The following is a 22,012-nucleotide window of genomic DNA, read 5'->3' as shown; positions in this document are numbered from 1 at the left end:
CGACTGTATGTCAACTCTATTAAATTTATTAATTTCTCGTATCTGGCTCAGGGTCAATGACGGCTCCAGCGTAAATAAGTCACATAAATGATAGCTCCAACCTGCATTGGCATGAAGACAATCAAGCTTTTCCAAAAATTGTGAATTTCCAAATTAGACATGGCGCTGAAATAGCCAAAGCCCAACAACAAGAAGAGTATCCAGATCATCTGTTTACGTTTGATCGTTAGCATAGCAATAGAATCTTGAAATTATTTCGTAGAGACGCACTCGCGTTCACCAAGCTGTCGCGCATTTAATTTGCACAACTAGGGCGGGCAAATCGCCCCACCCCACAAGAGATTCATTTTTTTTAGGATGCAAATTAAAAGATTTTTAGCTTACAAACCTTGAATTATTCACGCTACTCTACTTAGTTTTCAGTTCTCAGTTAACGCCGATATAGTGGGGGAGTTAAACCCAATTATCAAAACTTTTAAATGTTTACTGATAAGTATTAAACATAAGATTCAACCTCACCCTCAATCACTCTCATTACTAAGTAAAGCCAGAGGTAGGATGAGATTTTATATTTAATTTGACCCACTTACTTATAACTTTTTAGAACCAGCCCTGCTTCTTCACAAAGTAGGTATTTACAAATTCTTCAGGCGGCTTATTCAAGTAAATCATGCCTTCAATTAAACCTACAAGTAGCATAATTATCAAGGTAATTCCGTAGGTGAAAGAACCTCCCACTACAGAAATCACCAACATGATAAAGCCTTCTGAAACGTATCCTAGAATAAACTTATGAACCCCAAATCCTCCAAGGATAATGCCACAGTAACCAGCTAGAAGTTGTTTGGTCGGGTGAGTGGGGTTGAAATTTGACATAGTGCGACTCCTTGATAATTGAGGTATAAAAATAAAGTCTTTATTGTAATCAAAGCAAATAGATTTACTTGCTTAATACATATATTTTTATTTTTTTAAGTATAAGTAAGCCCCAAGACAAATAACTAAAAATCAGCGTACTTCTATTCCAAAGGGGACGCTAAAATTTCTTCCGGTATAGCCGGAAAATCTAGCGCTCCTTAATAACTTTTGGTAGATTTGAAAATCGCAAACCCTGGTGCGGCAATTTTGCTTTATCTTGAAAAGAATGAACCTCAATAATCAGCAAAAACTGCTACACCACTTTTTACAACTCCGTCAGTATTATTTCCGGATTTTTTTGCATAGGCGTAGCCCATCGTAGACATCGCTTCCAACGGGCGCAAAACGCCATCCCGTCAATGACGAGATCAGTTATTGACTAATAACTTTCGGTTGCGGTTAGATTTGCTTTTGCCTTTATCTGAATTGGCTTTTGGGCTAGTATTTATGCTTACGAGCAATTATAACTAGTAAATTGTTGTTACCTATGCAGATAAAATCAGATATTTATTTTTTTTGCAACCGTAGTAAGTTAGTTTTAATTGCTACCTAAAACAAATAAACTTAATAATGTACCACTATTCCAGAGGCTGTGGAGGAGCATAGGAGCAAGGAGGTTGCGCGATCGCGTGTAAACGACTCCTAAGACAATGCCCAATGCAGTTAGGGGAAGAATTTCTGACAAACTCAGGTGAGCGATCGCAAACAACAAGCTACTGGTCAGAATCGCTCCCCAAACGGGTAAGTAGCGAGTCAGAGAGGGTAACAAAAAGCCGCGAAATAGAATTTCTTCAAAAAATGGAGCAGCGATCGCTGCTGTAAAGAAAAATATGCCAAGTGCTACACCATCTTGGCTTTCTAGCGCTAATTGTAACAGAGGGTTACTACCACCCTGTCCTTGCCATAGCTGTTGATTAATCAAAGATACTACCACAACTATAGGTAAAGCCGCACAATAGCCTCCCAGTCCCCACAAAAACCAGTTATCTTGAAAACGGAAGCGAAACCAAAATTCTGGTAATGGAAAAAAGCGCTTGAGAGAAAAATAAAGCACTAACAGCGCCCCCGACGCTACCAGTAAGTAACTAACTAAAACATAAAAAGCCTGAAGTCGCACATCACCCGCAGGACGAGGGATGGGGAGCCGCGATAGCAATAAAGGGACAAAAATTTGCCCCATGAAGAAAAAGCCGACGATAAAAACCTGCAAAATCGTTTCACCATCCCAAGGTGTTGACCAAAGGACATCAGCATTTTGAGCTAGTAACGAGGTTTTTCCTTTGAACAAGCGTTGAGCAAATAATAAAATCAGCAGTATTAGACCAATTAAAGCTGCCAAGGTGGGAATAGTGCCAATAACTGCTAATTTGATCACCGCTTGAGTAGCAGATTCTTGTTGTGCAGCTTTAACTGCTGATAAAGCGTCTTGTCGTTGCTGGAGTTGGTATAGCTGAACCAAAGCAGTAGAGCGAAACCAACCTTCTAAATTCTTTTGAATCCGTTCTTGAGAATTTTGGAGCAGACGGGGAGGATTGCTCCACAGTCCACTTAATACAGCTGCGGTTTCTCCAAATTCTGGATTGATATCTGAGCGTTGTTGTAATTCGCTCCAAGTTTTGAAAGCTGTATCCGTCTGTCCTTGCTGTGCTTGTAAAATTCCCAGGCGCAAGTCTAATTCAGCGAGTAATTTTTGTAATTGCTTGAGGGACTGCTGTAACTGTTGCTGTCCCTGTTTAGAAGTTTTAGTAGTGGGAGGAACATCCGGTAAAGGTTTCGGAGGTATGGGAGTTATTTCAGATTGAGAGCGTAATTGTGCAATTTTGTGGTTAACTTTGTCTAAATTAGCTTCAACTGATTGACGCGCCTCTTGATACTGCTTTGTAGCGCCTTCCAGGGGTTGGTCACCAAGTATTGCTTCCTGAACCGCTTTGAGATTGCGATCGCTGCTGTCTTCTGATTGCCAAGCTTGGGCTTGTAGAGCAATATTAGTTTGGTAGAGTTCTAGGCGACTTTGAAACTGAGGTTCTTGCCAACTACCGAATAAAGCCGAAACTGCCAACAAAACTGCTATCGGCGTCAGTACAAAAAATAAAACCAATCGCTTGAGTGTCATCTATCCCCCTTTAACAGACCAGTGGGGAGCGCGTCCCCCTTGGGAATTATCGCAATAAAAAGTCAGAGGTGGATAGATATCATCAATATTATAAGTTTGCATCGCACCCACCATGTTAAATTACAACCCATTGCACTGCTTACCCGCAGCCGAGGATCTGCCCGATTCTGACGATGAACCTGTGGATAATCAACTACAACATTTGATTCCTGGCTTGCTAGAAAGCATCTTAGCTTGGCTGTGGACAAACCGGATGGATTGGTTTTTTGGGGTTGATATGGGGATATATTACGATCCCGAATTACCGCCGATTGTACCTGATGGGTTTTTAAGTTTAGGAGTTGAGCGAGTTTTTGATGAAAACTTGCGTTTAAGTTATGTGTTGTGGGAAGAAAAAGTTATGCCAATCGTGGCGTTGGAGGTGGTTTCTCATAAACGGCGTGGCGAATACAGCACGAAAAAGAAAATGTATGCTGAGATGGAGATTTTGTATTATGTTGTTTACAATCCCCAACGCCGGAGAAAACCACCTTTAGAAGTTTATCGATTAGTAAATGGGGAATATGTATTGCAGCCAGGAAATCCTATTTGGTTATCAGAGATAGGTTTAGCAATTGGTTGTGAACGGGGAACCTATCAGGGAATTACGCGGGATTGGTTGTATTGGTATGACAAACAAGGAGTGAGATATTTAACACCAGAAGAAAGAGCGATCGCTGCGGAACAACGCGCCGATAGGTTGGCACAAGAATTACGAAGGTTGGGGATAGATCCAGATACTTTGAGTTGATTTTGTGGGGTGCGATCGCTTTGATTAATTGATAGTTCATTTAAATAAATATACTCTTTATTCGCCTTTGGTGATATGTAGAATAGTGTTCATGGTAATGAATTAAGAAATGCGATTAATTTTATATAGTAAACCCGGCTGTCATTTATGTGAAGGCTTGCAAGAAAAGCTAGAACAAATCCAAAATCTGAGTTTTGAGTTGGAAATTAGGGATATTACGACTCGTGAAGATTGGTTCGCGGCGTATGAGTATGAGGTGCCAGTCCTTTATTTATCGAACCACAGAGGCGCAGAGTCCACGGAGGAAGAGGGGAGTGAGAAATTATTGCCGCGTCCTTCTCCTCGTGCTAGTGTGCAGCAGTTAGAGCAAATGTTGTGTAAGTATTTAGCCAATTAGAAAAAAATAATGCAAAATAAGCGCAAGATTAAGAATGTGACGAGGTTCACAAAATGAAATTGCGGGAATTACTAACGGCGGTAGATAGTGTTGAACAATTGCCTAGCCATCCGATGGGAGATGTGGAAGTTAAGGGTTTGAAAACGAATTCCCATGCTTGTAGTGTGGGAGATTTGTTTATTGGGATGCCAGGAGGGCGGGTTGATGGTGGGGAATTTTGGCAAAGTGCGATCGCATTGGGGGCTATAGCTGCGATCGTCTCTCCCGAAGCTGCACAAAAAAATCCTCCCACAAATCAGGCTGTGGTCATCAGTGCAAGTAACATAACTCAAGCTTGTGCTCAAATAGCCAGTGCTTTTTACGGTTATCCGGGGCAAAAACTCAAGCTGGTGGGTGTGACTGGTACAAATGGCAAAACTACAACTACTCATCTGATTGAATTTCTGCTGATTAAAGCTAATCTAGCTACAGCTTTGATGGGAACTCTCTACACTCGTTGGGCAGGTTTTGAGCAAACTGCTGCCTACACTACACCCTTTGCAGTGGAACTGCAACAGCAGCTAGCAGAGGCTGTAAAGGCTGGTAGTGAGTTCGGGGTGATGGAAGTAAGTTCCCACGCTTTAGCCCAAGGTAGAGTATTGGGTTGTCAATTTGATGTGGCGGTGTTCAGTAATCTTACTCAAGACCATCTCGATTATCACACCGATATGGAAGATTATTTTGCTGCCAAAGCGTTGTTATTTAGTCCTGATTATCTCAAGGGACAAGCAATAATTAATGCTGATGATTCTTACGGAAAGCGGTTAATTGCCTCGTTAGATTCTGAGCGTGTTTGGAGTTACAGTGTAAACGACAACAGCGCTGATTTATGGATGAGTGATTTAAGTTACCAGCCCAATGGTGTCAGTGGTACATTACATACACCAAAAGGTGATGTAGCTTTTCGATCGCCCTTAGTCGGAGAATATAATTTAGAAAATCTTCTCGCAGCCGTAGGAGCAGTTTTACACTTAGGACTAGATTTGCAGTTAATCGCATCTGTGATACCTGAGTTTCCCGGAGTTCCCGGACGGATGGAACGGGTAGAGATTAGTCCTAATCAAGATATCAGCGTGATTGTGGATTATGCCCACACACCCGATAGTTTAGAAAATCTCCTGAAAGCTGCACGCCCGTTTATACCTGGTAAAGTGATTTGCGTGTTTGGTTGTGGTGGCGATCGCGATCGCACTAAGCGCCCCAAAATGGGTAAAATTGCTGCTGAATTAGCTGATGTTGCAGTGGTGACATCGGATAATCCCCGGACTGAAGACCCAGAACGGATTTTGCAAGATATTTTGGCAGGAATTGCTGATACAATTGAGCCAACTGTAATTTGCGATCGGGCTACTGCAATTCGTACTGCTATTTTACAAGCACAACCCGGTGATGGAGTCTTACTTGCTGGTAAAGGTCATGAAGACTACCAAATTCTCGGCACCGAAAAAATCCATTTTGACGATCGAGAACATGCACGCGACGCTTTACACCAAAGACTAAACATACAAGCTTAATTTGGGCATTGGGAAGAGGACTTGGGGACAAGGGGAAAGACTTGTTGTAAGTTCTTCATCCCCTTCATCCCCCTCATCCCCTACTCCCTTTGAGGCAGAGTTTTATATACTTAATATTTCTTTCAGTGGAAATTTTGTAAAAAATGGACACATAAAGGTGAAAATCGAAGACAGAATTATTTCTTGCTTCATCCAAATTGTGCTTGACTCATGAATGTTTCTCTGGCCAAGGATCTGTCTGTTTATCAACTGGTTATGGGAGTGCAAGCGCCTCCTAAACCATTATCCCTCAGTCCTGCTACTCTGCTATCACTGGTGAGAGCGCAAATTGACTTACTAATTGAGGAGCAAATTGCAGCCACTTTATGGGTGAAGTTACCACCAGAAAAAATTTGGCAATCAGAACTAGCGCGTTATCAATCCTCGGTAAGTGCGTCTAATCTCATTTATACTTGCCAGATTGACGAAAGTGGGAAAGGCGAAGATGAGGGAGCAGGGGGAGCAGGCGAAGAAAATACCCCCTTATCTTCCTCATCCCCCTCATTCCCTCATCATGTCCCCGTTCAACTATCACCAGATAGCCAAATGCGACGGGAAAACTTTCTGATGGTGTTATCACCCCAGTTTTGCAGTTTAATTTTGGCTCATCGACCACTTAAGAAACGTAAAAATAAGACATCGGAAAAGGTAAATACCAATAAAAACCAGCCGTTGCTGATTATAAATACTCTTGAGGGGAGAATAATTCAGCAAGTATTAGATGGTATCAAACAAGCGATTACGCCAGAATCATCTCCAATAATACCTGTTGATTTTATTTGTCCTACGCCCCAAGGCACACTGATGAATCAACTGTTTGCAAAACAACTTCTGCGACAAGATGAAATTAATCGTCAAATCATCACAGTCCGCACCACCAAGTTGCAGCAGCAAAATCAAGAACTGCATAACAAAGAGCAAATCAAAGATGAATACCTAAAAAATGTCTGTCAGGAATTGCGTACACCCTTGACGCACATGAAAACAGCACTTTCGTTATTGAATTCCCCTAATCTTAAACCCCCCCAGCGACAACGTTATTTACAGATGTTAAATACCCAATGCGATCAGCAAAATTCCCTGATTATTGGTTTATTGGAACTGCTGCAACTGGAACGTAATTTAGAGGGAACAGCTTTAGAGTCGGTGCGGCTTTCAGATATTGTCCCTGGAGTAGTCAGTACCTACCAACCTCTAGCCCAAGAAAAAGGGATTATGCTAGCCTACACCATACCCACTGAACTTCCATTTATTTGGTGTGTAAGTGGTGGGCTGAGGCAGATTGTGATTAATCTGCTGCACAACAGCATTAAGTTTACTCCTAATGGGGGTGAAGTATGGGTGCGGGCTAGAATTCAAACCGATTATGTGCAATTAGAATTCCGCGATACAGGTATAGGTATTGCCGAAAGCGAGATTCCCAGAATCTTTGACCGATTTTATCGTGTGCGTACAGCAGCAAATGAAGATTATGGTGGTGCTGGGTTAGGGTTAACAATTGTACAGCAATTGCTGGTGCGCTCTGGCGGTTCTATTTCTGTGAAAAGTAAATTAAATGAAGGTTCCACATTTACAGTCCAACTGCCAAGTGTTAACGATACCCCAAAAGCGATCGCAATCGAAAATGAGTGATGAGTTACAATTATCCCCTAAGTTAACTTTATGGTGTTATAGCAATCCTATTTGAGTTATAAAAATTTTAGTTATTAGTCATTAGTACCCATAACTAATGACTAATAACTAGATTTACCCACGGCAATTCTAGAAAATTAGCGTAGGCGTAGCCCGCCGCAGGCATCGCACAAGCTTGTCAAAAGACTTGCGATAAGTTAAACTTACCAATAATTATTAGCTAGAAGTTTTTGGTAGCGTAGCCCTAATTTGGCGGAGCATCATCACTTGCCAATAAGGTACAGGAGCCAGCAATACAGTACCAGTTCCTTCAAAAGTATTGACGAGAAACTCACCAGAAGTCATTGAACCTAAAAGAGATTTGGTAGCTTTTTCAACGCGATAATCTAAGGTAGCTGTACGAGCGATGGCAAAATTTCCATCCACAACTAATCGGTCATTTCGTCTCGTTCGATTACTTCAAAACTTGCCATAATTTTTCTTTTGATTTTTTTAGAAATGTGTACTTGGCTATTAACTAGAATTTATATACATTTTTGGCATCTATTTTTAGAGATGGCAAGTTAGAAAAATTTAATCAGATTGCTACACAAAATCTATTTTATGAAAATGAATTATCTCTGTTCAGAAAAAATAGGTCAACCTAATTAAACCTTATCTAAGTTGAGAACCGTAGTTTTCACCCTCTCCCTAAATCCCTCTCCCAAATTTGGGAGAGGGAGTTTGAAATTCTCGCTCTCCGAATCCTAGATTTGGGATTCGGGGAACTAGAATTATGTCTCCCCTCTCCCAAATTTGGGAGAGGGGCTGGGGGTGAGGGAAAAGACTTAAACACTCATTAGGATGCCCCCAGAGGGACAGACTTGAACTTTAGTTCAAGGCAGGGAGATGTCTGTCGAAATCACGTTAATTTAGAGTGAATATTTATAATTTTGAATAATAATTAATGAATCTTCACTCCTAAGTTTTAGCTCCAAATTTATGTTTATTGCTAACTTCTAAAGGGAGGAAAATCGTCAAAACTTCCCCATAGTGTGGACGCTGGCGCACAATCAATTTACCACCGATCGCTTGAAACAAATGCTTAGTTGCCGCCATATTCAAACTAATCGTACCCGTTTCTGGTTGAAACATCAGCAATTGACCTAAAGCTTTGCGAATTGGCGGCGTTGCAGGTATAGCGGCTTTACTTGAATCTTTGCACCCAAATTGGGGCGATAATTGTAACTTAAGTTGATCTCCCGCCGGAATAACTTGTACTTGAATATGGCTACCAGCAGGTAAGCTGCGAGTGAAATTCTCTATCAAACCAGTGAGTACCTGATCTAGCATCATGGGATTACTTACCACAGTTGGTAGTTGCTGGGGTAAAACAACATTTAAAGTTAAGTTCCGCCGATGCGCTGCTTGTTCCCAACGGGGAATGCTCTGCTGCAACACTTGATCTAAAGACATCGGCGTGAGTTGAGTTTTTGATGATTTTGCTGAGGTAGTAGTTTCCAATTCCGCTGCCTTAAACAGCAACTCCATGCGATCAATTTGCTCGGTACACTCATGATCGATAATTTTTAAGCGATTGATCACGCTGACATCTAAATCTCGCCGCTTCAGCAGTAGCCGAGTCATAGTGCGAATAGTTGTTAAAGGTGTACGGACTTCGTGAGCAAAAGCTTGGAGCAATTCCACATCAGGATTTGCAGATTCGGCTTGAGGGATTGGGCATGGATTATTTTCTTTATCCTCCTTGTCTCCAGTTCCTATTGAGTCCTTAGTCTCTTCTGCTTCTGTTAATTCTTGAAGCAACAACTGGCTAAACTCAATCATGATGCGGTAATCTGGCGCTACCGGAGAATACTCTTGTACTAATGTATCCAGGCGGGCAAAAAATTCTGGATTAGCCAGCATTACCCTTGCTCCTAGCGATCGCCAAGCCTGTTGTACTACCTCTGGCTCAAAAGAAAATGAAAAGGTTTTTTTACCGTTTTTGTGCGTTGCTAAAACCAGCACTAATCTAAATTTTTCTGTAAAAATCAAGCAAAACTGTTCTGCACCTAGCGGATCGGCAGGTAATAAGGAAAGTACCGATTCATGGGGAGCTATTTCTTCATTTACAGAGGCGATTACATCTGGCATCTGAAATGGCATCAGCGCCAAGGGATTAAATGGTTTTGCGGTAAAAGTAACTGTTTGTAAACTTTGAGCCAGTTTTGGCTGACTAAATAAGGGTGCTGGTGCAGCTAACACTAATCCTTGAGTTGTGTCAACTGAAGCAGCTGCTAAAGTATTTAATAGCAAATGTTCTGTCGCTGCTAGGCTGACACGCCACTGCCGCTCTGCTTTAGCAGGTGAACATTCAGCCACACTTGATTGATTTTCAGCCAAGATTTCGCTCAGACTTGGCAATATCCATTTGTACACAGGCTTTCACCCCTTAATTCAAGAGCGACTAACAGCGTCTAGGGTAGACTCACTACTACCTAAGAGGTTAAAGCTATTTGTGTAATGACGACAGTGGTAGAACCGAACAATTCGGGCGCAATTCCCCCTCTAAGGGCGATGTCTACGACGGGCTATTCTGCGTCGCAGTTAGGGGTTGAAAAACTACTCACGCTAATTTTACCCATAGGTAGTGCGATCGCAGGTTGCTAATTGTGCTGATTTAATTGCTCGAATTGGAATTGCAATTACAAACTCTGCACCCTGTCCCGGCGATGAAATGCATTGCAAAGATCCACCATGTTTTTCAGTAATTATTTGGTAGCTGATCGATAAGCCCATACCTGTCCCCTTACCAACTGGTTTTGTGGTGAAAAAAGGGTCAAATAAACGCGACTGGATTGCTTCTGAAATTCCTAATCCATTATCAGCAATCCGAATGATTGCATTTTCATTTACCTGTTCGGAAGAAATACGAATCAAGGGATTTGGACAAAGTTCTTTTTGGAAAGCCTCATCTAAAGCATCGATTGCATTTGCTAAGAGGTTCATAAATACCTGATTCATTTGCCCTGCAAAACACTCAATCTTAGGTAGTTCACCATACTCTTTGACTACTTGAATTTGAGAGCGATTATTTTGTGCCTTGATCCGGTGTTGCAATATTAACAGGGTACTGTCGATTCCTTCATGCAAATCAGCCGTTTTAAACTCAGCTTCATCCAAGCGAGAGAAAATTCGTAAACCGAGAATAATTTCCCGGATGCGTTCAGCCCCCATTTTCATTGAGGTTAACATTTTAGGGAAATCTTCTGTTAGGTACTCAATATCGGCCACTTTGTTAGCATTTTGAATTTCTGGCTCTGGGTTGGGGTAATGTTTCTGATAAAGCTTAATTAACAGCAGTATCTGTTGAGTATAATCATCAGCGTACTGAAGATTACCGTAGATAAAATTAACCGGATTGTTGATTTCATGGGCAACTCCCGCCACTAGTTGACCCAGACTCGACATTTTTTCCGATTGAATTAATTGAATTTGGGTTTTTTGTAGGTCTTTCAGAGCTTGCTGAACTTCTGCTTCTGCCTGGTGACGCTCAACAATTTCATCTCGTAATTGTTCGTTAGCATTGAGCAACTCATCTCTGGAATGTTGCAGATCGTCTGCCATTTTGTTGAACGAGGTAGCTAACTCGCCAATCTCATCTGGGAGCGAATATTAACTCTGGTATCCAGCTTACCATCAGCCAGATTTACCACAGCTTGCTGGAGTTGTTTAATTGGTTTTGAAATGCTTCTAGATATCAAATAGCCTATTGATAGTGCCAGTATGCCACATGCCAAACCGATGACCGACGTGGCAACAATATTTTTTTGGGCTGTTGCTAGTGCTGCTTCATAAAGCGGTGTATATTCCAGAATTACTGCACCAATTGTTTTACCATTGTCAGTCTTAAAAGCAACAGCAATCAATCGAATCCCTTTTGGGTACTCAGGGCTGGACTCAATGTATGTTCTTGGTATACCATCTTGAATAGTTTTACCAACTTCATTATTGCGATCGCTATCTAATCGCTTACCAATGTCTTGGGCAAATACATCTGCCAGAATGATTTTATTGCGGTCTACAATTTCTATATCGCGCTGGCGTTGCTTGTGTAGCCATTGAACATGCTCTTGCAGGGCTAGTATCTGCTGTTGCGATCGGATTTCGTGGTATTCAAGTTCATGACTTACAAAATATCCCATTAGTCCAGCAACTTCTTCAGCCTCTTGTTGAGCAAGATACTTAGCTATCTTCAATTGTTGATGAGCATTAATCGCACCAGTAATTACTGAGAGAGTAGCTATTCCTAGAATTCCCGAAATTAATTTCTGACTAATTTTCATTCCTTGCTCGAAACCTCAAGTGCTGGCTACTGCGCTAATTCAGTTTTGGGGAGCTTGCCCTAATTTTAAAATTCCCACTTGTGTGCCTGAAAGCTACAGAGTCAACAGCCATTAGCCAAATTTTTAATCTGGAACTATGGCGATGAGCTACGCCTGGCTACGCCTACGCATTTTTTGAGTAGATTAACAATAGACCATCTCAAAGGCACTTTATGACTTCTTTTGATTCAGTTGAAGATTTGGTACTAGTTGCTGGTGCTACTGGTGGCGTCGGGCAACTGGCGGTAGGCAAGTTACTAGAAAAGGGTTTGAAAGTTCGCGTTTTGACACGCAATGCCGCAAAAGCCGAAGAAATGTTTAACCACAGAGTAGAAATTGCCGTTGGTGACATCCGCCAGCCAGCTACACTACCAGTCGCAACACAAAATGTCACCCAGATCATCAGTTGTACCGGAACCACTGCTTTTCCCTCTGCGCGATGGGAGTTTGAGCAATCCCCAAACTTGATTGAATGGGGAATTACTTTCCTTAACCCCAAATCTAGTCAAGCAAAAGCAAAGAATAGTCCGGCAAAGGTCGATGCCCAAGGTGTGAGCAACCTAGTCGCAGCAGCACCCCGCAATTTGAAGCGGTTCGTTTTCGTCTCTTCTTGCGGAATTGAGCGGAAAAATCAGTTTCCTTTTAGTATTCTTAATGCTTTTGGCGTGTTGGATGCCAAGCAGAAGGGCGAAGGGTCGATTATTAACTCAGGATTACCCTACACCATTATCCGTCCAGGACGCCTGATTGACGGGCCATATACCTCATACGACCTCAACACCCTCCTAAAGGCAAAAACAGGGGGTAAATACGGTGTGGTTGTAGGTACTGGGGATACACTTTCGGGCGATACCAGCCGGATTGATGTAGCAAACGCTTGTGTAGAATGCCTTTTAATCCCAAGTAGTTCCAATAAAATTTTTGAAATAGTCAACCAGGGACAAAGACCGCCTGCAATTAACTGGGAAACTCTTTTCTCTTTGCTCTGAGTAAGTCCTGAGTGCTGTACATCGATAGCGGGGCCTTGAGCCAGTGCTGAGTTCTAAGTAATATTTTATCCAATGCCCAATGCCCAAATATTGCCGAGATTATACGGAATTATAAAAGCCAAGCCTACGGCGGGCAACACCTTAATTTTGTTCTATTTTCGGTACTTTTGTAACTTATTACCTCTAAAGGCGGCAAACACGACTCTAGCGTTACGGTTCACCCTAATTACTGAAAGTATTAATTCTCATACATTAGACAAAGTGAAGGCAATAAATCCATGAAATAACTAAAAAAACTATTTAGTTAGTTTAACCGTCCTAAGCAAGGTTCGGGAAACCACCCTTCATGGACTGGCTAGCACTAAGCTTCAGTATATATATCAGCATATCTGGAGTTTTAACCCCAGAAAAGGCAAAACAAAGGTATTCATGCTGAACTGACTGATTTATTGACCCTGTTGGTTGAAAATTTAGTCCTTTATATTCTCATTCATTCATTCATTTGTAGTTATACGGAGCCAGCACCTAAAATGGCAAAAGTAGTTGGAATTGACTTAGGAACAACGAACTCCTGCGTGGCAGTGATGGAAGGTGGTAAACCCACAGTAATTGCTAATGCTGAAGGTTTTCGGACAACCCCATCAGTAGTCGCATTTGCAAAAAATGGCGACAACTTGGTTGGCCAAATCGCCAAACGCCAAGCGGTGATGAACCCCGAAAATACGTTTTACTCAGTCAAACGCTTTATCGGACGCCGCTACGAGGAAGTGAGTAACGAAGCTACGGAAGTTTCTTACAAAGTCCTGAGCAGCAATGGCAATGTCAAATTAGATTGTCCGATAGCTGGTAAACCGTTTGCTCCTGAAGAAATTTCTGCAAAAGTTCTTCGCAAACTAGTTGAAGACGCCAGCAAATATCTCGGCGAAACTGTAACCCAAGCTGTAATCACTGTTCCCGCATACTTCAACGACTCGCAACGCCAAGCGACAAAAGACGCTGGTAAAATTGCCGGGATTGAAGTTCTACGGATTATCAACGAGCCTACAGCTGCTTCTTTGGCTTATGGATTTGACAAGAAGAGTAACGAAACCATCCTCGTTTTTGACCTTGGTGGTGGTACCTTCGACGTATCCGTGCTGGAAGTAGGAGACGGGGTTTTTGAAGTACTAGCCACATCTGGTGATACTCACCTTGGTGGTGACGACTTCGATAAAAAGATAGTTGACTTCTTAGCAGAGAAGTTCAGAAAAGCCGAAGGTATTGACCTGCGGAAAGACAAACAAGCTTTACAACGCCTGACTGAAGCCGCAGAAAAAGCCAAAATTGAGCTTTCTAGCGTCACTCAAGCAGAAATGAACCTGCCATTTATCACCGCTACCCAGGATGGCCCCAAGCACCTGGATACAACCCTGACTCGCGCTCAGTTTGAAGAACTTTGCTCTGACTTAATCGACCGTTGTCGGATTCCTGTGGAAAACGCCCTTCGGGATGCCAAGTTAAACAAAGGCGATATTGATGAAGTGGTTTTAGTTGGTGGTTCTACCCGGATTCCCGCAGTCCAACAGATTGTGAAGCAGGTATTGGGTAAAGACCCCAACCAAACCGTCAACCCTGATGAAGTCGTAGCAGTTGGTGCAGCTATTCAAGCTGGGGTACTGGCTGGTGATGTAACTGGCATCTTGCTGTTAGACGTAACACCGCTATCTTTGGGTGTGGAAACATTGGGCGGCGTGATGACCAAAATTATCCCCCGCAACACCACAATTCCCACCAAAAAATCGGAAGTCTTCTCCACTGCTGTGGATGGTCAAACTAACGTAGAAATTCACGTCCTTCAAGGTGAACGCGAATTCTCTAACGATAACAAGAGTTTGGGAACCTTCCGTCTGGATGGTATTCCTCCTGCACCACGCGGCGTTCCTCAAATTGAAGTGGTGTTCGACATTGACGCTAACGGTATCCTTAACGTCACAGCTAAGGACAAAGGTACTGGTAAAGAACAGTCCATCAGCATAACCGGGGCTTCTACCCTGGATAAAAATGACGTTGACCGGATGGTAAGAGAAGCTGAACAAAACGCTTCATCTGACAAAGAACGGCGTGAGAAGATTGAACGCAAGAACCAAGCCGACTCTTTGGCATACCAAGCTGAGAAGCAGTTACAAGAATTAGGCGATAAAGTTCCGGCTGCTGACAAGACTAAAGTCGAAGGTTTGGTGAAAGAACTGCGCGAAGCAGTTGCTAAAGAAGACGATGAGCAAATCAAAAAGCTCACCCCAGAATTGCAACAAGCACTATTTGCTGTTGGTAGCAATATTTATCAACAAGCTGGTGGCGGTGCTGCGCCTGGTGCTGAACCCCAAGATGGTGGTTCCACATCTAGTGGTAGTGGCGAAGATGTAATTGACGCTGATTTTACAGAGAGCAAATAATTCTCCTACTTCTTTTGGGAAGATTATTTAGTCCCACCTCATATCACCCACTTAGACAAATGCCTGAGTGGGGATTTTTTTAAAGAGTTAGGAGTTAGAAGTTAGGAGTTAGAAGTTAGGAGTTTGGAGTTTGGAGTAGAACTAATATTGGTAATTCTTGATCTTAATTCTTAACTTTATTCCTAACTCCTCACTCTCAACTCCTAACTCCCTTTATTCCTAACTCCTCACTCTCAACTCCTAACTCCCTTATGCCATATCCACAACCACCTTGGACACTTCAGGGCTATGCTATCCAAACTCTGCATTTGGTAAATGTTGACCAAGTGCGCCCTTTGATTCCCTTAGAGTTAGAAATTATTTCTGTATGGCCTGGTAAAACTCTCGCTAGTGTGTATTTATCTCATTACGGGTCAGGCTCGGTACTGGAGTACAGTGAGTTAATTGTTGCCCCAGCTGTGGTTAATTACCAAAGAAAAATCGGTGGCTGGGTTTCCCATATTTATGTAGATAATGCTGATTCGGTAGCTGGCGGTCGAGAAATTTGGGGACTACCAAAGGAACTAGCTGAGTTTACCTGGGAACAAGGAAAGCATGTTGCTGTGCATCAGGGAAACCGGAAATTGTGTAGTCTTAACTATAATCATCAAAGCTTGGCATGGAGACAGTGGTTAACTGCCTCTGCTTTCAGCGCTAAGGGTGCTGATTTGCTAATATTCCCTGCTGAATTTGAGTCTGTATTGGGTTTGATTAGTTCTAAGTTAGAAATCCCCGGCGAAAGTCCTTTTTCTGGAATAGGTTTAGGTCAGCCTTGGTTAACTGTGCGTTGTGAGCAGTTGAGTTTGCGGGTTGATGGGCCAAAAGTTGTAGGTCAGATGGGTATCTAGTACAGTGTGGCGTAAATAAACCACCCATTCCAAATCGCTCAAAGCCGCGAAATTCAAGCTTTTTGACTTTTGACTTTTGACTTCCGCGCAGCGGTACTAGTCCATCGTATTTGTCAGGTGTAGGGTAACTCTTGCTACTTAGAAGCTAAAAATTCTTTAACATTCAGAATCTCAATGCCCCTCCAGGGGTTTAGTACTAGCAAATCAACATCTCCGGTAACAATACACTCTACTTGACCGCTGAGTGCTAATTCCAAATATTTGTTATCTTTTAGGTCTCGGCATTCATTAATCTGTTCAGTCACGTCAATAAACTGAGAGTTTTCTGTTAAATTTTGTAGAAATTCTTGCCGCCTTTCTTTAGTGAGATACCTATCAAACTTGGGACGATATAAAACCTCTTCTAACTCCGATAAGACAGAATTTGATAATACGATAATGCCAATATCTTGAGCTTGGTCTAATGCCTGACGTGGTTTGTTTTGACTGAATAAAAATGCACTAATTAGCACATTAGTATCAAAAACGAACCGTCGATTATTTGTCATCATTCAAAATCGATTTTAAGATTTCAGGCGTTAATCCTCGCTCTTGTGCTTCAAGACTAGCTTTATCCATTGTGTTTCTCAAACGGGCAATGGACTCAAGTCTCGGAGTTATAAATTGAGACTGCATAATTGCCGCAATCTTAAGTTGCAATTGTTCGCGTTCTTCTTCAGTGGCATTGTGGTATGCCTCTGCTACCTCAGAAGGAACTTTGATAGTAATTTCTTCTTTAGTAATCATGGCCTGTTTTGTTCCATAATTTCTCATGTTATACCGTTTCCTAGTCTACTGAGAGACTTCAATTGTTGGTTATATAGCGGTTCCCATTCAGATGCGGTAATTATATCGCATCTGTGTAGGGACATGGCAGTGCTATGCCCCTACCGATGTACCTCACATAAACGAGAACCGCTATAGCGATCGCTCCCTCCATCACACGATGATTTTGTGGGATGCCTACAGAGGTAAACTACACATTTCTCATAATCTCAAAAGTGATAGCGATCGCTGTTTCCCCCCTTGAGATCATTCTGAAAATATGCTAAGTTCCTAACATCTGCAAGTTATGCAAAGTGGCATAAAGCCCTCCTTCTTGCAGTAGTTGATCGTGGCTTCCTTGTTCGATTAATTCGCCGCGCTTGAGAACAAAAATCCGGTCTACATTGCGAATCGTAGATAGGCGGTGAGCGATAATAATGGCGGTACGTCTGACCAAAAGCTGGTTTAATGCCTCTTGAACTAAAGCTTCTGTGCCAACATCTAAACTAGCGGTAGCTTCATCTAGTACCAAAATTTGGGGATTGCGAATAGCAGCCCGCGCAAAGGCTAAAAGTTGCTTTTGACCACTCGAAATATTTGTACCCCGTTCTCGTAGTTGAGTATCATACCCTTGGGGTAATTCTTCTATAAACTGGGCAATGTTGGTTTGCTCTGCTGCTTGTTGAATCTGTTCAACTGTATAGCCATCTCCTAAAGAAATGTTGCTTTTAACATCACCAGCAAACAAAAACCCTTCTTGTAAAATTACTGCCATGTAGCGCCGCAGTTCTGCCTGTGGTACTTCCCGAATATCTACACCATCTATAAGAATGCGTCCTTGGGTGGGTTCGTAGAGGCGGCACAAAAGACGGATGATCGAAGTTTTACCCGCACCTGTGGGGCCGACTAATGCAATTTTTTCGCCGGGATGAATGGTAAAATCTAAGTCTTTAATTACGTAATCATCATTTTTGTAAGCAAACCAGACGTGATCAAAACGGATTTCTCCCAGTTCAGGCAAGGAAGTGAGGTCTGGGGATTCTAGATTGGCAACGATCTCGTCTATGTAGCCAAATTTTGCATCAAATATTGAAAAGCGGACATTGGCGCGATCGCGGATTTCTATCGGTTCATCTAATATATCGCCTACGCGTTCTATGGCAGTAAAACCTGCTTGAATTACCGTAAATTTTTCCGCAAAATCCCTTAAAGGGTCAAATAATTGTTGGGCATACAAGATAAATGCAGCTAAAGTCCCAAAAGCTAAACTTTTTCCTAATAATAATGAACCACCCATGCACAAAACAGCTGCGACCGCAATCAGACCAATCCATTCCAAGGTGGCTGAAATAAATGAATCATAAAAGATGGTTTTATCCATTTGCTGAGTGTAGCGGCTGTTTGTGGCGCGAAACAATTCCGCATTAAATTTTTCCCTGCGGAACAACTGCACTACGTTAATGCCAAGGACATTTTCTTGTAGCTGTGAGTTCAATATAGAAAGTTCTTCTCGCCCTTTATAATTGGCTTTGCGGTACTGTTGCTGAATGTAAACAATTAACCAGCTAATTGGTAACAACATCAATAGCAGCACGCAAGTGAGTTGCCATTGGATGGAAAACATTAAACCCAAAATCACCAGCATGGAAAACAAATTGGACACCATGCCAATTGCCCCAGTAGAAAAGACATCGCCTAACGCTTCTACATCGCTGGTGATTCTGGTGATTAATTTACCTACGGGCGTGCGGTCAAAAAAGCGTACTGCTAATGATGTCACATGCTGGAATAAGTCTTGGCGAATTGCTGCGGTGATTTGTTGCCCTAGCTTCTGTACTAAATAACCCTGATAGCCTGTCAAAATCAGTCGGGTGGCGATCGCAACTAATAATAATCCCTCCAGGATATTTAGCCCTTCGGACAAGGGGCGATTCCTAAGAAATTCGTAAGTGCTTGGTTCTTTGCGAATCAGGGAGATAACTTGGCCAATCAACAGTGGTTGTACGGCATTCGCTAGGGCGATCGGTACGAGTAAGCCCATTGATAGCGCCAACAGCCGTCCGCTACGACGGGCATAAGGCACTAAACGCAAAAACAACCGCCAGTCATTTTCACGGCGACGCTCTGGCGTATAAGATTTTTTCAGAGATTGGTAGATGCTCATAGTAAGAGCATTATATTAATGTTTATAAAAAAATACGCGTGTTTAAAGTAGCGTTTGTCCTCCTACTCTGATACCATGCCTGAGATAGAAACTACAAGACTGTTACTAAGACCCTATACTCATCAAGACCTGGATGAACTTGCTCCCATTTTGAGCAACCCAGCAGTTATGAGGTATTCATCCAGAGGACCTATACCTAAAGATCAAGTCAAAGAAGTAACGCAGCAAACATTACAAAATTTTATTACACACTGGCAACAGCACCGTTTTGGTGTATGGGCTGTAGTGGAAAAAGCCACCGCCAAATTAATTGGTCATTGTGGGCTGAATTTTTTACCCAATAGCCCGGAAGTCGAAGTTCTTTATCGGTTAGACGAAGCTTATTGGAATCAAGGAATTGCCAGCGAAGCCGCAAAAGCAAGTTTGAGGTATGGCTTTGAGAAAGTCAAGCTAGATCGCATTGTCGCCATCACTCTACCAGAACATACTGCTTCACGTCGTGTGATGGAAAAATGCGGGTTGAAATACGAGAAAAATGCTCAGTTTTATAACTTAGATGTAGTGTACTACGCTGTCTCACACACAGAATGGCAGCCGGATCACTCCCTTTATATTTTGCAATCTTAAAACTATCAGATCCCGCAGTCCACAGAATCATGGGCGAAGCAACTGCTACATATAAAAACCACTGCTGCAAACTCAATAAAGCTATAGAGAATAAATGCTTTAGGTCTTTGGTAGGGTCTATGGCTATGCGTTTTTACTAGATTATTGGTATTAATTACTTTATGTATATCTTTGTAAGTATGAAATGATACCATATTTTTTTATTTAAGTCTTATATCTAAAGATAGATGATTAAGGTTAAAATTTGGGAAACCTAAGAGAGGTTCATTCCTAAAAGATGTCCTGCCTATTTATCGCAGAATGCAACTGAGGCCAGATGACGCAACCTTTAAATCGAGTCAAAGAATGGGAACAACGGCGCGATCAAGCAAGCCGCTACTACCACCGAGGGAAATTCCAAGAGTCTCTCGATCTTGTAACCGAGAATTTAGACTTGGCTAGATCAATTCCAGATCGAGCCAGAGAAGGCTATACATTAAATGACCTTGGTTTAGCTCATCTCAGTTGCTGGCAACCTCAAAAAGCATTAGAGCGCTTTTATCAGGCGGTTTCGGTTGCTGTTGAAATTGGCAACGCGCCAGCACAAGGAATTGCACTTAGCAACCTCGGTTCTACCTATAGCCGTCTTGGACGCTTTTCGCAAGCGTTAAAATATTTTGACCAAGCACTACCAATCTTTAGGCGATCGCAAGATACTCAAAGTGAAGTTTCTACTCTTAATGATGTAGCACTAATTTATACCTGGTTAGGAGAACCGAAACGCGCACTGTTGCTACAACACCAAATTTTGAGGATGCGGCGATTGTTAGGTGACTTTTCTGGTGAGGCAACAACCCTAAATGGTATTGGGTTTGCTTACAACGTCTTAGGCAAGTTTGAAGAAGCTTTAGAATTTTTTCAAGCAGCGCTTCCAATTCAACGAGCTGTGAAGAATTTGGTTGGTGAAGCAACCACTTTAAATAATATTGCCTCAATCTATAGTAATTTAGGAAAACCGAAACAAGCGCTATTGCTCTACTATCAAGTTCTTTTGACCCGTCGAGCAATCAGCGATCGCTCTGGTGAGGCAACAACGCTTCATAATATTGGTTATACCTATAGCACTCTGGCAGAGCATCGGCAAGCAATGAAGTTCTATAAGCAAGCCATTGCGATTCATCAACAACTCGGCGATGCACTGGGAGAAATTTCAACTTTGCTGAATATGGGAAGCCTTTACGCCACAACGAAACGCAAAAAAATGGCGCGATCGTGCTATCAAAACGCCCAAGAGTTAGCACAGCAAATCGAACATCAGCCACTCCTGGAAAAAGTACAGCAGTTTATAGATTCTCTGTAGGTTGATGCAGCAGACTGAGATTCCCGACTTCTTGAAGAAATCGGGAATTTTGTTGTTCTTGAAACTCAAAAAATTAGCAACTTCGTTACCGCCAACCATATACTGCTCTACAGGTTACGATCAATTAAGAAGTAATAATTTTTTATGGCACCGCCAGGAGTCTCTAAATGTTCATTAATGAATTGTCACCTATATTCAGAGAATTTATCCAGCATCCAGCCTCATTTGTGGGTGGGTTATTCTCTGGTGTGCTTCGGCTCAATCTTGCAGAAGATCCTGTAAAAAGCTGGCTGGATCAACAGATCCGCTCCAATAGCTACACCAGCAGCAGAACAGATGCACATAATGGCAAAGCAAATGGGCCTCAACAGATTTCGATTGACTAAATTTTTGGGTAATCGCAAATCAGGTTAATCATTTTCGTCAAATATTCCCACATTGTTGCAAGCATACAGTGTGGGAGTAGTTTATTTCCATCAAGCTGTACTAGTCGGTTGTCCCCTATTAAGGGATACTAAAACCAGGTAAGTAGATAGACAAGGAAATATGGAATCCCTAACCTCTCGTATGCAGGCGGTACAGTCGCCAATTATTCCTGTGGTTGGGGAACTGATTAAAAACTCTCCTGGAACAATCTCTCTAGGGCAGGGTGTTGTTTATTACAATCCCCCACCGGAAGCGATAGAACTTTTACCCAAATTCTTAGCAGAAACCGCTAATAATTTATACAAATCAGTTGAAGGAATTCCCCCGTTGCTGACAGCACTTGCAGAAAAATTGCAAACCTTCAACGGTATTGAAATCAATGGGGAAAACTGCATCGTCGTCACAGCCGGGAGCAATATGGGATTTATGAATGCCATTCTTGCAATACAGCATTTACGGCTGTTATGAGGTACAGTAGCAGCAACTGGCAAACCAGTTTCTTAAATGTTGAGGATTTATTAAATCGAGTGCAACTGAG

At 42.2% G+C, this 22,012-nt stretch carries 20 protein-coding genes and 2 pseudogenes; 12 read left to right on the top strand and 10 right to left on the bottom strand.

All coding sequences use genetic code 11. The annotated features are described in order from the left end of the window. Positions 1-53 precede the first annotated feature (53 nt). The 3 genes from V7K73_RS05735 to V7K73_RS05725 all read right to left on the bottom strand — a co-directional run bounded on the left by V7K73_RS05735 (position 54) and on the right by V7K73_RS05725 (position 3,031). A complete protein-coding gene (locus V7K73_RS05735; protein ID WP_334877950.1) occupies positions 54-233 on the bottom strand; it encodes a hypothetical protein in 180 nt (59 codons plus the stop codon). 367 nt (positions 234-600) lie between these two features. Further along, positions 601-876 (bottom strand): TM2 domain-containing protein, encoded by a 276-nt coding sequence (locus tag V7K73_RS05730; RefSeq protein ID WP_334877948.1) that lies wholly within the window; start codon positions 874-876, stop codon positions 601-603. A 580-nt stretch (positions 877-1,456) separates the two neighbouring features. Next, positions 1,457-3,031 (bottom strand): CPBP family intramembrane glutamic endopeptidase, encoded by a 1,575-nt coding sequence (locus V7K73_RS05725; RefSeq protein ID WP_334877946.1) that lies wholly within the window; start codon positions 3,029-3,031, stop codon positions 1,457-1,459. A gap of 112 nt (positions 3,032-3,143) precedes the next feature. On the opposite strand from V7K73_RS05725, the gene V7K73_RS05720 reads away from it, so the two are divergent. The 4 genes from V7K73_RS05720 (at position 3,144) to V7K73_RS05705 (ending at position 7,442) form a co-directional block, all read left to right on the top strand. Beyond that, positions 3,144-3,821, top strand: coding sequence for a Uma2 family endonuclease (locus tag V7K73_RS05720; protein ID WP_334877944.1), 678 nt, complete (start codon positions 3,144-3,146; stop codon positions 3,819-3,821). A 109-nt stretch (positions 3,822-3,930) separates the two neighbouring features. Further along, complete coding sequence (locus V7K73_RS05715) at positions 3,931-4,218, top strand: glutaredoxin family protein (protein WP_334877942.1); 288 nt, start codon at positions 3,931-3,933, stop codon at positions 4,216-4,218. Between the two features lie 53 nt (positions 4,219-4,271). Beyond that, positions 4,272-5,771: a UDP-N-acetylmuramoyl-L-alanyl-D-glutamate--2,6-diaminopimelate ligase gene (locus tag V7K73_RS05710; RefSeq protein WP_334877940.1), complete on the top strand. Its 1,500-nt coding sequence runs from the start codon at positions 4,272-4,274 to the stop codon at positions 5,769-5,771. Positions 5,772-5,981: 210 nt separating this feature from the next. After that, positions 5,982-7,442 (top strand): DICT sensory domain-containing protein, encoded by a 1,461-nt coding sequence (locus V7K73_RS05705; RefSeq protein WP_334877938.1) that lies wholly within the window; start codon positions 5,982-5,984, stop codon positions 7,440-7,442. Between the two features lie 216 nt (positions 7,443-7,658). Here V7K73_RS05705 and V7K73_RS05700 read toward each other — a convergent pair. Together V7K73_RS05700 and V7K73_RS05695 are read right to left on the bottom strand one after the other, a co-directional pair. Beyond that, positions 7,659-7,874, bottom strand: a pseudogene (locus tag V7K73_RS05700) (AIM24 family protein); the annotation flags it as partial. A gap of 528 nt (positions 7,875-8,402) precedes the next feature. Further along, positions 8,403-9,860, bottom strand: a complete 1,458-nt coding sequence (locus tag V7K73_RS05695) for a sensor histidine kinase (protein ID WP_334877935.1) — start codon at positions 9,858-9,860, stop codon at positions 8,403-8,405. Between the two features lie 84 nt (positions 9,861-9,944). On the opposite strand from V7K73_RS05695, the gene V7K73_RS05690 reads away from it, so the two are divergent. After that, positions 9,945-10,091: a hypothetical protein gene (locus tag V7K73_RS05690; protein ID WP_334877933.1), complete on the top strand. Its 147-nt coding sequence runs from the start codon at positions 9,945-9,947 to the stop codon at positions 10,089-10,091. Here the strand turns inward: V7K73_RS05690 and V7K73_RS05685 are convergent. Together V7K73_RS05685 and V7K73_RS05680 are read right to left on the bottom strand one after the other, a co-directional pair. Then, a complete protein-coding gene (locus tag V7K73_RS05685) occupies positions 10,059-11,048 on the bottom strand; it encodes a sensor histidine kinase (protein WP_334877931.1) in 990 nt (329 codons plus the stop codon). The genes V7K73_RS05690 and V7K73_RS05685 overlap by 33 nt on opposite strands. A gap of 17 nt (positions 11,049-11,065) precedes the next feature. Then, the gene (locus V7K73_RS05680; RefSeq protein ID WP_334877929.1) at positions 11,066-11,767 is read right to left on the bottom strand and encodes a HAMP domain-containing protein; all 702 of its coding nucleotides are present in this window, start codon (positions 11,765-11,767) and stop codon (positions 11,066-11,068) included. A 212-nt stretch (positions 11,768-11,979) separates the two neighbouring features. On the opposite strand from V7K73_RS05680, the gene V7K73_RS05675 reads away from it, so the two are divergent. The 3 genes from V7K73_RS05675 to V7K73_RS05665 all read left to right on the top strand — a co-directional run bounded on the left by V7K73_RS05675 (position 11,980) and on the right by V7K73_RS05665 (position 16,114). Next, positions 11,980-12,795, top strand: a complete 816-nt coding sequence (locus V7K73_RS05675; RefSeq protein WP_334877927.1) for an SDR family oxidoreductase — start codon at positions 11,980-11,982, stop codon at positions 12,793-12,795. Between the two features lie 530 nt (positions 12,796-13,325). Further along, entirely contained in the window at positions 13,326-15,227 is a 1,902-nt protein-coding gene (gene dnaK, locus V7K73_RS05670) for a molecular chaperone DnaK (RefSeq protein ID WP_334877925.1), read from the top strand. A 251-nt stretch (positions 15,228-15,478) separates the two neighbouring features. Beyond that, positions 15,479-16,114, top strand: coding sequence for an acetoacetate decarboxylase family protein (locus V7K73_RS05665; protein ID WP_334877923.1), 636 nt, complete (start codon positions 15,479-15,481; stop codon positions 16,112-16,114). A gap of 134 nt (positions 16,115-16,248) precedes the next feature. Here V7K73_RS05665 and V7K73_RS05660 read toward each other — a convergent pair whose 3' ends face one another. From V7K73_RS05660 to V7K73_RS05650, 3 genes are all read right to left on the bottom strand, one after another. Next, the gene (locus V7K73_RS05660) at positions 16,249-16,665 is read right to left on the bottom strand and encodes a putative toxin-antitoxin system toxin component, PIN family (protein WP_334877921.1); all 417 of its coding nucleotides are present in this window, start codon (positions 16,663-16,665) and stop codon (positions 16,249-16,251) included. Continuing rightward, positions 16,652-16,927: a hypothetical protein gene (locus V7K73_RS05655; protein ID WP_334877919.1), complete on the bottom strand. Its 276-nt coding sequence runs from the start codon at positions 16,925-16,927 to the stop codon at positions 16,652-16,654. The genes V7K73_RS05660 and V7K73_RS05655 overlap by 14 nt, the downstream gene beginning before the upstream one ends. 274 nt (positions 16,928-17,201) lie before the next feature. Then, positions 17,202-19,082 carry an ABC transporter ATP-binding protein gene (locus tag V7K73_RS05650; protein WP_334877917.1) on the bottom strand — a complete coding sequence of 627 codons (1,881 nt, stop codon included), beginning with the start codon at positions 19,080-19,082 and terminating at the stop codon, positions 17,202-17,204. A gap of 75 nt (positions 19,083-19,157) precedes the next feature. Here V7K73_RS05650 and V7K73_RS05645 point away from each other — a divergent pair, with 75 nt between their 5' ends. From V7K73_RS05645 to V7K73_RS05630, 4 genes and pseudogenes are all read left to right on the top strand, one after another. Then, positions 19,158-19,709, top strand: a complete 552-nt coding sequence (locus V7K73_RS05645) for a GNAT family N-acetyltransferase (RefSeq protein WP_334877915.1) — start codon at positions 19,158-19,160, stop codon at positions 19,707-19,709. 316 nt (positions 19,710-20,025) lie between these two features. Further along, on the top strand, positions 20,026-21,048 hold the full coding sequence (locus tag V7K73_RS05640) for a tetratricopeptide repeat protein (protein ID WP_334877913.1): 1,023 nt from the start codon (positions 20,026-20,028) through the stop codon (positions 21,046-21,048). Between the two features lie 167 nt (positions 21,049-21,215). After that, positions 21,216-21,434: a hypothetical protein gene (locus tag V7K73_RS05635; RefSeq protein ID WP_334877911.1), complete on the top strand. Its 219-nt coding sequence runs from the start codon at positions 21,216-21,218 to the stop codon at positions 21,432-21,434. 160 nt (positions 21,435-21,594) lie between these two features. Continuing rightward, a pseudogene (locus V7K73_RS05630) lies at positions 21,595-21,921 on the top strand (aminotransferase class I/II-fold pyridoxal phosphate-dependent enzyme); the annotation flags it as partial. Positions 21,922-22,012 lie beyond the last annotated feature (91 nt).

This window comes from Nostoc sp. (assembly GCF_036916975.1).
Classification (GTDB): domain Bacteria; phylum Cyanobacteriota; class Cyanobacteriia; order Cyanobacteriales; family Nostocaceae; genus Nostoc.
The sequence above is the reverse complement of the archived record's forward strand: the minus strand, read 5'-3'. Positions and strand labels throughout refer to the sequence as shown.

Coding starts and splice junctions, on each gene's coding strand:
- V7K73_RS05735 (WP_334877950.1), bottom strand. CDS start 233: ATGCTAACGATCAAACGTAAACAGATGATCTGGATACTCTTCTTGTTG.
- V7K73_RS05730 (WP_334877948.1), bottom strand. CDS start 876: ATGTCAAATTTCAACCCCACTCACCCGACCAAACAACTTCTAGCTGGT.
- V7K73_RS05725 (WP_334877946.1), bottom strand. CDS start 3,031: ATGACACTCAAGCGATTGGTTTTATTTTTTGTACTGACGCCGATAGCA.
- V7K73_RS05720 (WP_334877944.1), top strand. CDS start 3,144: ATGTTAAATTACAACCCATTGCACTGCTTACCCGCAGCCGAGGATCTG.
- V7K73_RS05715 (WP_334877942.1), top strand. CDS start 3,931: ATGCGATTAATTTTATATAGTAAACCCGGCTGTCATTTATGTGAAGGC.
- V7K73_RS05710 (WP_334877940.1), top strand. CDS start 4,272: ATGAAATTGCGGGAATTACTAACGGCGGTAGATAGTGTTGAACAATTG.
- V7K73_RS05705 (WP_334877938.1), top strand. CDS start 5,982: ATGAATGTTTCTCTGGCCAAGGATCTGTCTGTTTATCAACTGGTTATG.
- V7K73_RS05690 (WP_334877933.1), top strand. CDS start 9,945: ATGACGACAGTGGTAGAACCGAACAATTCGGGCGCAATTCCCCCTCTA.
- V7K73_RS05685 (WP_334877931.1), bottom strand. CDS start 11,048: ATGGCAGACGATCTGCAACATTCCAGAGATGAGTTGCTCAATGCTAAC.
- V7K73_RS05680 (WP_334877929.1), bottom strand. CDS start 11,767: ATGAAAATTAGTCAGAAATTAATTTCGGGAATTCTAGGAATAGCTACT.
- V7K73_RS05675 (WP_334877927.1), top strand. CDS start 11,980: ATGACTTCTTTTGATTCAGTTGAAGATTTGGTACTAGTTGCTGGTGCT.
- dnaK (WP_334877925.1), top strand. CDS start 13,326: ATGGCAAAAGTAGTTGGAATTGACTTAGGAACAACGAACTCCTGCGTG.
- V7K73_RS05665 (WP_334877923.1), top strand. CDS start 15,479: ATGCCATATCCACAACCACCTTGGACACTTCAGGGCTATGCTATCCAA.
- V7K73_RS05660 (WP_334877921.1), bottom strand. CDS start 16,665: ATGATGACAAATAATCGACGGTTCGTTTTTGATACTAATGTGCTAATT.
- V7K73_RS05655 (WP_334877919.1), bottom strand. CDS start 16,927: ATGAGAAATTATGGAACAAAACAGGCCATGATTACTAAAGAAGAAATT.
- V7K73_RS05650 (WP_334877917.1), bottom strand. CDS start 19,082: ATGAGCATCTACCAATCTCTGAAAAAATCTTATACGCCAGAGCGTCGC.
- V7K73_RS05645 (WP_334877915.1), top strand. CDS start 19,158: ATGCCTGAGATAGAAACTACAAGACTGTTACTAAGACCCTATACTCAT.
- V7K73_RS05640 (WP_334877913.1), top strand. CDS start 20,026: ATGACGCAACCTTTAAATCGAGTCAAAGAATGGGAACAACGGCGCGAT.
- V7K73_RS05635 (WP_334877911.1), top strand. CDS start 21,216: ATGTTCATTAATGAATTGTCACCTATATTCAGAGAATTTATCCAGCAT.